8 protein-coding genes, 1 tRNA gene and 2 pseudogenes are annotated in these 9,310 nt (G+C 64.6%); 3 read left to right on the top strand and 8 right to left on the bottom strand.

What is annotated here, in order from left to right; translation table 11 throughout:
- Positions 1–100: 100 nt before the first annotated feature.
- Positions 101–832, bottom strand: a pseudogene (locus tag NKJ84_RS30385) (ArdC family protein); the annotation flags it as partial.
- A 507-nt stretch (positions 833–1,339) separates the two neighbouring features.
- On the opposite strand from NKJ84_RS30385, the gene NKJ84_RS30380 reads away from it, so the two are divergent.
- From NKJ84_RS30380 to NKJ84_RS30370, 3 genes are all read left to right on the top strand, one after another.
- On the top strand, positions 1,340–1,771 hold the full coding sequence (locus NKJ84_RS30380) for an excisionase (RefSeq protein ID WP_352509520.1): 432 nt from the start codon (positions 1,340–1,342) through the stop codon (positions 1,769–1,771).
- The gene (locus NKJ84_RS30375; protein WP_352509519.1) at positions 1,768–2,736 is read left to right on the top strand and encodes a tyrosine-type recombinase/integrase; all 969 of its coding nucleotides are present in this window, start codon (positions 1,768–1,770) and stop codon (positions 2,734–2,736) included. Before NKJ84_RS30380 ends, NKJ84_RS30375 begins: the two co-directional genes overlap by 4 nt.
- An 82-nt stretch (positions 2,737–2,818) precedes the next feature.
- Positions 2,819–2,915 (top strand) — tRNA-Pro (locus NKJ84_RS30370).
- A 791-nt stretch (positions 2,916–3,706) separates the two neighbouring features.
- On the opposite strand, the pseudogene NKJ84_RS30365 reads toward NKJ84_RS30370, so the two are convergent.
- The 7 genes and pseudogenes from NKJ84_RS30365 to NKJ84_RS30335 all read right to left on the bottom strand — a co-directional run.
- A pseudogene (locus NKJ84_RS30365) lies at positions 3,707–3,842 on the bottom strand (ATP-binding cassette domain-containing protein); the annotation flags it as partial.
- A gap of 7 nt (positions 3,843–3,849) precedes the next feature.
- A complete protein-coding gene (locus NKJ84_RS30360) occupies positions 3,850–4,869 on the bottom strand; it encodes an ROK family protein (protein WP_352509518.1) in 1,020 nt (339 codons plus the stop codon).
- On the bottom strand, positions 4,869–5,591 hold the full coding sequence (locus NKJ84_RS30355) for a ribulose-phosphate 3-epimerase (protein WP_254818563.1): 723 nt from the start codon (positions 5,589–5,591) through the stop codon (positions 4,869–4,871). Before NKJ84_RS30355 ends, NKJ84_RS30360 begins: the two co-directional genes overlap by 1 nt.
- Entirely contained in the window at positions 5,588–6,415 is an 828-nt protein-coding gene (locus NKJ84_RS30350) for an alpha/beta fold hydrolase (RefSeq protein WP_352509517.1), read from the bottom strand. Before NKJ84_RS30350 ends, NKJ84_RS30355 begins: the two co-directional genes overlap by 4 nt.
- Positions 6,415–7,233 (bottom strand): sugar phosphate isomerase/epimerase family protein, encoded by an 819-nt coding sequence (locus NKJ84_RS30345; RefSeq protein WP_352509516.1) that lies wholly within the window; start codon positions 7,231–7,233, stop codon positions 6,415–6,417. The genes NKJ84_RS30350 and NKJ84_RS30345 overlap by 1 nt, the downstream gene beginning before the upstream one ends.
- A complete protein-coding gene (locus NKJ84_RS30340; protein WP_352509515.1) occupies positions 7,233–8,309 on the bottom strand; it encodes a Gfo/Idh/MocA family protein in 1,077 nt (358 codons plus the stop codon). Before NKJ84_RS30340 ends, NKJ84_RS30345 begins: the two co-directional genes overlap by 1 nt.
- A gap of 4 nt (positions 8,310–8,313) precedes the next feature.
- Positions 8,314–9,135, bottom strand: a complete 822-nt coding sequence (locus NKJ84_RS30335) for a sugar phosphate isomerase/epimerase family protein (protein ID WP_352509514.1) — start codon at positions 9,133–9,135, stop codon at positions 8,314–8,316.
- Between the last annotated feature and the right edge of the window lie 175 nt (positions 9,136–9,310).

Below are 9,310 nucleotides of genomic sequence, written 5' to 3'. Positions count from 1 at the left end.
GCGGGAACGCTTGACCCGGACGTCTGACGAGCTTCACCGGAACCGTCGGCAAGGTGCTTCCATTGCCTGATTCTGAGACAGGATTACAGAGTCAGGATAAGGCAACCAGCTCTTCGAAGGCATACTTCTTGGTGCCGAAGGAACCAGACAAATCCCGGTTGAGGCGTGAGGCATGACCGGTGGCGTGCCCGAGTTCATGCAGGGCGGTCCGATGCCAATTGATCGGCTCGAAGTAGGCTTGGGGTGGCGGGACCCGCACATAATCGTGGGCCGGAGCGTAGAAGGCGCGGCTGCCACCAACCCGGAAATCGATCCCCGTCTGCTTGATCAGCCTCTCGACCTTCGGCTCGATCAGGCCGGGTAGGGGCGGGTGCGTGGCCATCGCAACATCGTCGGGCAGCCCGTCGCACTGCGCGGCGTTGAACACCGTGAAGCGTTTGAGGAATGGGATCGATCGGGCTTGCTCGCCGGTTTCGCGGGTACGCTTTTTCTCGTCGTCGGGCACGAACCGATGGGCGTAGACGACTGTCGTTCCATGCTCACCCTTGCGGACGCTACCGCCAAGCGCGAGCGTCTGGCGGAAGGTCAGCCAGCTCTGTCCTGAAAAGCCCTGCTCGATCACCGAACCCCAGAGGATCAGGACATTGATTCCAGAGTATTGCCGGTCGGTGGCGGCGTTCTTCGGCATGGCGAGCGGCGCCTTCGCAGCTGCCATTCCCCATGGCTGAACCCAGGGCAGCCGACCGGCCTCCAGCTCGCCGATGATCTTGCTGGTGATGTCCTCATATAAGCTGGCCCGCGTCGGGGCAGCTTGGTGCCGATGCTTGGTCATTGCGAGTCTCCGCGCCGGGCGCCGGGAGCCTCTCTCCCAGCCTTCAACCCGTCAGTGCGCCAAGCGCGGCCCTCCAACTTTATGAACTCAAATGAAGATTTCGGTTGCCGACCAACTCCGAGGTGGAAGACACCGTTCGAAACCGCAGCGTGAGGCGATCAGCAGAACCCACTAAGCCGGGCGCACGGGAGTAGGCCCAAGCGACCCGGCAGTGAGTCCATGAAAACGGAAGCCGCACAGACAGCCGAAGCCAGTCAGGAGCGGTTCCACCGGCCACGGAAGTGGGGAGCCAGCCGAAAGGCTCGTGGAGTGCGCGTCAGCGCAACCGTTCCGATTAGCAGGTCAAAGGAGCATCTTTGCCGCAGGCCCTCCAGTCGGCGCTTTTCGCGGCCGTATATTCAGAGAAAAGATCGTGCGGCAGGGCATCCGGAATGGCGAGACAGAAAAGTGTGCTCAATGCGAACCGCGATCCGTCTGTTTCCGAGCGAAACTATCGGACCATAGAGATTGGCTGAGGGCTCCGTTTTGAAAATCCCCGCCCAATTCGACGAGACCACGCCCCTGCGCGTCGCGATTGCAGCACGAATTGCCTTTCCCGATGGCTCGATGTGCGCAGCAGGCCTACGCAAGGAACGTGACGCCGGCCGACTTGAAACCGAGCTAATCGCAGGAAAGGAGTACGTCACCTTGCTGGCGATCACCAGAATGAGGGAACTATGCCGCGGGCGTCGAAAGGGCCACGCCTCGTCTGGCGCGACCAAAGCTGGAAAAAGGACGGAACACTCCGAAACAAAGCTGGATGGTTTATCCGCGATCGAACAACGTTCATCAGCGCTGGCAGCGGCGAAAAGGGCCATCCAGGACCTGAAGCTGAAAAGGCGCTCGCGGCCTACATCGCCAGCAAGTACCACCGAGCGCGCGGTGCCGAAGATGTCTTGATAGCCGATGTCGTCAGCGTTTACCTGAGAGAGGTTGCACCGAAGCATGCCGCGCCGGAAGAGACGGCGGCTCGGCTGGACAAGATCCTCGATTTCTTCGGGGAAAAGACGCTCGCGGCTATCAACGGCAAGCTTTGCCGCGACTACGTCGCGTTCTGTCCCACCGAAGCCGCTGCGCGCCGCCAACTCGAGGATCTTCGTGCGGCCATCAACTACTACCGCAGGGAAGGCCACACGACTGCCGCACCGACGATTGTCCTGCCTGACAAGGCCGGTGCGCGCGAGCGCTGGTTGACGCGCAGCGAGGCGGCCGCCCTCATCTGGGCCGCGTGGCGTATGAAGCAGAAATGGAAGGCCCGGGAGAGCGACCGGCGTACCGGACGACACCTCGCCCGCTTCATGCTTGTCGCGCTTTATACAGGGACGCGCTCTGCCGCAGTCTGCGGTGCCGCCATCCGTCCAACCAAAGGGCATGGTTATGTGGACCTCGACCGCGGCATCTTTTACCGCCGCGCCGCTAGCGCAAAGAAGACCAAAAAACGCCAGCCGCCTGTGCGCTTGCCCGACAGGCTGTTGGCGCATCTCCGCCGCTGGGCGTGCACAGATCTCGATATCAGGACCAAGGCGCGCGGCAAGAGCGCAAATACTGGTCGTAAGATATCGCAAGACTTTGTGGTGGAGTGGAATGGAAAGCCGGTGGGGTCGGTCAAGAAGAGCTTCAGGAGAGCTCGCGACGCAGCCGGCCTCGGTCCCGACGTCACTTCGCACACGCTTCGCCACACCGCTGCGACCTGGCTGATGCGGGCCGGCGCCGACATGTGGCAGGCGGCGGGCTTTCTCGGCATCACCGTGGATGTTCTGATCGATACTTATGGCCACCATCATCCCGACTTCCAGGCAGACGCCGCCGAGAAGATCGCGAAGAAGCACGTTGCGCCAAGGCGACGAAAACCTCGCTCGGGATAGGTGACGATGAAAACGTGAAGTCGGCGCGGTGGCACCACAGGTTCCCCACACAAAGCCCGAAAGGAAATGCAATCATTGCGGAGCGAGCGTGACGAAAGAGCCCAGAAACCTGCGGCTTTGCCTGGTAGCGCACATCGTTCGGGACGATGGGGTCGCAGGTTAAAATCCTGCCACTCGCACCCCCGCTCAGTTCTTCGGCACGATGGGTAAAGACCTGCGAGCACTCGCGTCCGGCACGCTCGACGAGATCGCCGGGAGCGGGCACAGCGCGATCGAGGGGATCAAGTGCCCGGCTACGTAGCGGGCCTGCTCCATATGATGTTTTGCTGCCCGTCGCGTCGATAGGGACGCCGGGGAGCGCAGCTCAGTGGTGCATGAGGCAGAGAACATCGCGATAAGCGCCGTCGCCGTGGGATCTGGCGTCCAGCGCCAGCTCCGCGTCATTGGCAACATAGCCGACGTTGGGCTTCGCGTCAGCTTGGTCTCGAACACCGCGATCACTTCCGGCCCTCGAGCCAAGCCGGCTTGAGCCACACGCCCTCGCTCTTTGCGTAGATTGTGAAGAACCTGCTGACGTGTGCTGAGCCTGAGCGAAGCGGATGCAAGGACGGATGAAGCTTCACTGTTTTTCGAAGCCGATAATCCCTTGAATGACAGGCGATGGCCTGTATCGCTTGAGCACACCGGGGTGACGATGAAATGTCCGTAAGACGGACAGCGTTCATTCATTAACGGAGGCAGTTCGTGATCCCGAGTCCGGTTCAATGGGGCGGCCTAAGGAGCATCAGCATAGCGCCGCCGCGGCCGAGACGCGGGATTGACCGCTCTCGTCAAGGGGTGCCGTTTAGCAGGAGCTCGTGACCAAGGTGGATGGAAGGAGCCTTCCTTCGCTTCGGCGGGGTTCCAACGGAAGTACTGTTCGATAATCCGAAAGCGCTGGTCGAACATCACGACGCTGCCTAGTCCCGATGGCGATCATGCGCAGCAGCGTGGACTTACCGCAGCCGGACGGGCCGACGAAGACGACGACTTCGCGGTCCTGGACGTCGAGGTCCGATACCCTTGATGATCTCGGCGGCTCCATAGGATTTGCGCGCGCCGCGCAGCTTGAGCTCAGCCTTGGCTTGCCTCCCTGGCGCCGGTCGTCGTCTCGTCGTTCTGCACCATCGCCAGCGCCGTGCCGGGCTCGCCCTCCCATAGGATCAGGCTCGCCGCGCCGACCAGGCCCGCCCGGTCGCCAAGTTCGGCCGGAACGATCGGCACGTCGCGATAGGCTTGCATGGCGCGCTGCTCGATGGTCGCCCTGATGGTCGGTGCCAAGAGGTCGAAGCCGTTGGAAAGGCCGCCGCCCATGACGATCAGGTCGGGCGAGTAGAGATGCAGGAGGTTGGTGAAGCCGATGCCCAGCCACTGCGCCTCGGCCTCGACCAGTCCGCGAGCCGCCACATCACCCGCCCGCGCGGCCTCGACGACGTGTCGCGCCGAGACGTCGCCATTGTTGGAAAGCCGCCGGAGCAGCGAGCCGTCGCCCGGCACGGTCAGCCGTGTCGCCCGGCGTCCGAGCGCCGTACCGGAGGCGACCGCCTCGAAGCAGCCGACGGCGCCGCAGAAGCAGCGGTGGCCTTCGCCGGTGATGGTCATGTGGCCGATCTCGGCCGCCAGCCCGCGTCTGCCGTGATAAACGTGGCCGTCGGCGATGACGCCGCCGCCAATGCCGGTCGACACGGTCACGAATACCAGCGATCCGGTGCCGCGGCCGGCGCCGAAGCGCCATTCGCCAAGCGCCGCCGCATTGGCGTCGTTCTCCAGCCGCACCGGTAGGCCGAACTGCCGGCTGAGGATGTCGATCAGCGGCACATTGTGCCAGCCGGCCAGTGTCGGCGGCCCGATGACGATGCCCGCCTTGGGGTCGAGCGGACCGGGCGCACACATGCCGATACCGGTGACTTTCGCTTGTGGGTGCTCCTTGAGCAACGTGTCCGCTAGCGTGATGATTTGGCCGATCACCGCCTTCGATCCTGCGCCGGCAAGCGTCGGCGCCGAGACGCGGGCGACGACGTCGCCACCGCGCTCGACCAGCGCGCCGCGCAGCTCCGTGCCGCCGAGATCGAAGGCAAGCGCAAGCGTGCTCATCAGGCGGCTGCTTTCAGCCCGTGCAGCCAGGCGATGCGTTGCGCAAGGTCAGGGTCACCGAAGGCGAGCGAGCCCAGCACCACGGTGTCGGCGCCGGCGGCGCGCAGCAGCGGCACCGTCTCATGGCGGATGCCGCCATCGGCGGCGAGCACGATGTCGGCCTCGCGGCCGGCTTTCCTGATCAGCGCGCGCGCCTCGATGAGACGCGGGCAGGCCTGCTCGGACAGGCTCTGGCCCTTGACGCCGATCGAGGTGCCGAGAAGCGTGACGAAGGTGACCTCGGGCAGGAAAGGCACGATTGCCGCGACCGGCGTCTCCAGCCTGAGCACGACGCCGGCCTCGGCGCCGAGCTCATGCGCCAGCTTGACGGCGCGCAAGCCCGCCTCGCCATTCTCGGCATGGATGGTGATGAGGTCGGCGCCGGCCTCGATGAACTGCCGCGTCTGTGCCTCGACGATTTCGGCCTCGACCATCAGATGCACATGGATCGGCTTTGCCGTCAGCTTGGCGATGCGCGCCACCAGATCCGGGAAGAACAGGAAGCCGGGGGTGAAGCGGGCGTCGGCGACGTCGATGTGATGTAGATCGGCATGGGCCTCAATGCGCTTCAGGTCGCGCTCCATATTGGCGAGATCGGCCGACCACAGCGAGAATTCGCCGAGCAGCCGGTTGCGCGGCAGAGCGGCTATCGCGGCGGGGCCTGAGAGAGATTTGCTGATCATGACGGAATGAGACTCCGGACGTTCGAGTGGGCGTGAAGGAAGGCCGAGATCTCGGCGTCTAACTCGGTGAAATGCCTGGCGCTGTCGAGCGCCTTGGGGGTGATCTCGGCGAAGATCCCATTGGGGATGACTGCGGCGAGCATATAGGCGGCCGACAGCGGGTGGACCGCGTCGCTGGCGTTGCCAATGGCCAGCGTCGGGATGCGCAGGGCGGCGGCGTCGCGCTCGGAAACCCCGGGCCCGTCGGCGGCGATGTTGGCGAGCACCTGCGCGAAGGCGTGGGCGTCCGGTCGGTCGAAATAGCCGAACAGCGAGGACAGGTTGTCGGGCGCCTCGCGGTAAAGCCGCGTCGCCGTCTCGGATTGCGCGAAGATACTCCGCGCCCTGTCGGCGCCACGGTCGAGGATGAGTTCGGCGACCTCGGTTATAGGCTGCATGTTCACCGGTGCTGCCGTGAACGTCCACGCCGGCCGCACCAGCACCAGCGCGGCGACGCGGTCGGGATGGCGGCAGGCGAGGCGGAGCGCGATCGCGGCACCCATCGAGACGCCGCCGGCAACGAAGCGGTCGAGGCCGGCCTGGTCGGCGGCCGCGAGCACATCGTCGGCGAACATCTCGAACGAAAATGGCCGTCGCTCGCCAATGCCGGAGCCGCCATGGCCGCGGCATTCCAGCGTGATGCGACGAAAGCCGGTGGGGAAGGTCTGCGCAACCTGCGCCTCGCCGCCACCCAGCCCGTGCTGGAAGACGACCGCCAGCCCGTCGCCCGTATCGGAAACCCGAAGCGCGGCGCCATCGCGGAGCAGGATCGTCGGGCGCGCCATCACAGCAGCCCCTTGAGGAAACGGGCGACGCCGGGCGCTTCCCCGGCCGAAAGCCCATGCGTCACCAACGGCCCGTCGAAACCTGTTGCCTTCAGCCGGGCGATGAAGTCGGCGAAGTCGACGACGCCTTGCCCGGCGGTGGCGAAGCGGCCGTCGGCGAAACGGTCCTTGGCATGGGCCATGGCGACATGGCTCGCCGTGCGCTCGACTGCAGCCGCAACCATGGCGCGCGCCTGCGCGGCATCCGCCTGTTCGAACAGGTTTGCCGGATCGAGCACGATGCGCAGCCGCTTCGAACCCATCTCGGCGATGAGCCGCATCGCGTTACGGGCGGAGGTGACGATGTTGGCCTGTTCAGGCTCGATGCCAAGATCGACACCGTAACGCTCGGCGAGTTCGAGCGCCTTTTCCATCTCGACCGCCATGTCGGTCCATGCCGAGGGATCGGCATTGTCCGGATGGTGCGCCCATTGGTCGTCACGATTGCGCGTTCCGGTACAGAGCGTGACGAGTGGCGTGTAAAGCCTTGCGGCGGCTTCGATCACCACCGCCAGCCGGCGCAAGCCATCGTCGCGTACCTGCTTGTCCGGATGCGCCATGTTGTAGGTGCCGGACAGCGCCACGAGACCGACGCCGGAGCTGTCGACTGCGGCATCGATTGCCCGGATCGCCGCTGCGGGAACATCATCCGGCATCGACGGCAGGCCGGCGCAGGCGAGATTGAATTGGGTGACCGCAAAACCTGCGTCACGGACAGACGCCAGCACGCCGGCAGGCTCGCTGCCCGGGAAGGTCTTGGCGAACACCCCGATCTGCATCAGACCGCTCCCGTCACGCTGGCGATCTCGACGCGTTCGCCGCTTTCGACCGAGCGCGCGATCGCCACCATGGCGCGGATTGATGCGAGCCCGTCGTCGACATTGGCGCCGCGCATCGGCTTGCCGTCGAGCACCGTCTCAGCGAGGCCTTCGAGCTGGCGGCGAAAGAAATGGCCGTCAGCGCCGAGCGGCTTTCGCGAGGTGGCGTCCTTCTCGTGGAAAATGTCCACTTCACTCGCCCGGAAGTACCAGGGATTGAAGGTCTTCGCGACCACCGAGCCGTTCTCGCCATAGAGCTGAAAACCCTCGTGCCAGTCCATGCGCACGGCGACGGTGAGGTCGAGATGGCCGAGCGCGCCATTGGCGAACTCCGTTTCGACGAACCAGCAATAAGCGCCGAATTTCTCGTTGAGGCGGGCGCGCACGGCGGTGATCTCGCCGCACAGGAAGCGCGCCGTATCGACGAGGTGCGAGCCATGCGCCAGCATGAAATACTGTCTGGGATCCGCCTTCGGGTTGCCGGCCGGCTTGCGCGCCAGCTTGCTGGTAACGGGCAGCGGCTGCACCGCGTCGGTGTTGGTATAGCGATGGGTTGAGTCACAGTACCAGGCCTTCAGCGCGAGGATCTCGCCCATCTTGTCGCGTACGAAATCGCGCGCTGCCTCGAGCGCCGGATCGAAGCGCTTCATATGCCCGACCTGCAGCACCTTGCCGGAACGCCTGACCGCATCGGCCAGCTTTTCACCTTCCTCGACCGAGACGCCGATCGGCTTTTCACACAGCACGTGCTTGCCGGCTTCCAGAGCCTTGATCGACATCGGGACGTGATAGGCGTCGGAGGTGGCGACGATCACCGCTTCCAGCGCAGGGTCGGCGAGCATCGCGTCATAGTCGCCATACATCTTCTGCGCCTCGTAGGTCGCGCCCATACGCGCGAGCAGATCGGGTGCTGCGTCGCAGATCGCGTAGAGATCGGCATTGCTCGCCTTCACGCAGGACGCCAGATGCGCGAACTGCGCGATCGGCCCGCAGCCGAGCACACCGACACGAAGGCGACGGTCTTTCTTGCGGATCATCGTCTCAGGCTCCGTAGCCGCGCATGGTCTGGCGGTTGGTCTTGACCGCGCCGGCCGGATCGGCGGCGGCGGTCTCGGACTCTTCCTCCAGCACCAGCCAGCCATTGAAGTTGGGTGCCGCACTGGCGATCTCGATCACCTTCGCCGTGTCGCAGACGCCCTTGCCGAGCATCGCCCAGGTGCCGCTCGCATCGACATCCTTAAGGTGCACGTAGCAGATGCGATTGCGATAGGTGGTGAGCGTGTCGGCCATGTCCCTGTGGCCGCGCAGGATGTGGCCGGTGTCCGGCACCCAGCCGACCAGCGAGGCATCGAGCAGCCCGAAGATGCGGTCGTAATCGGCGCGATCGTAGAGCAGCGTGTTGTGGTGCGAGCTCGGATGCACCGCGACCTGGACGCCGGCCTTGCGGCCGAGTTCACCAGCCTTGTTGTAGACCTCGGCCGCAATGGCGAACTTGTCGTCGCGCGGACCGTCCGACACGACGGTGGCCGAGCCCATGGACACCATCGCGCCCGGAAAGGCGGCGGCGAAATCGATCCAGCGCTTGGCGGTCTCGAGGTCGGCGCCGATCTTCTCCTTGAGTGTGAAGCCGCTGTCCGAACCGAAGGCGAAGGAGACCAGCGTCAGGCTGGATCTCTTCAGCGCCGCAGCGAACTCCGCCGGCTTGCCGGCATAGCGGCCGATCATCGTGTCGGTGATCTCGATACCGGCATAGCCGCCATCGGCGATCGCTTTGAGCAGGTCGTCGGGGCCGCCGGCAAAGCGGTCTCCGAGCATTTCCCAGGTGAAGGTCTGGCAGCCGACTTTGAGGTCTTTCACGTTCATCCTTTCATTCCTTGATTCTACCTGCGTAGGCCTTCGATGATGTGGCGCTGTAAGAACAGCATCGGCACGATCAGCGGCGCTGTGACGACGCCCGAGGCCGCGGCAATATCGGCTGTCAGCAGAGAAGGTCCAATCCATCGATTTCGATGCGCGGCCTACTCCATCAGTTCTCCGT

This window comes from Mesorhizobium sp. M0048 (assembly GCF_040323405.1).
In the GTDB taxonomy this organism is placed as follows: Bacteria; Pseudomonadota; Alphaproteobacteria; order Rhizobiales; family Rhizobiaceae; genus Mesorhizobium.
Note: the sequence above shows the minus strand (reverse complement) of the source record. Positions and strands in the feature narration are given on the sequence as shown.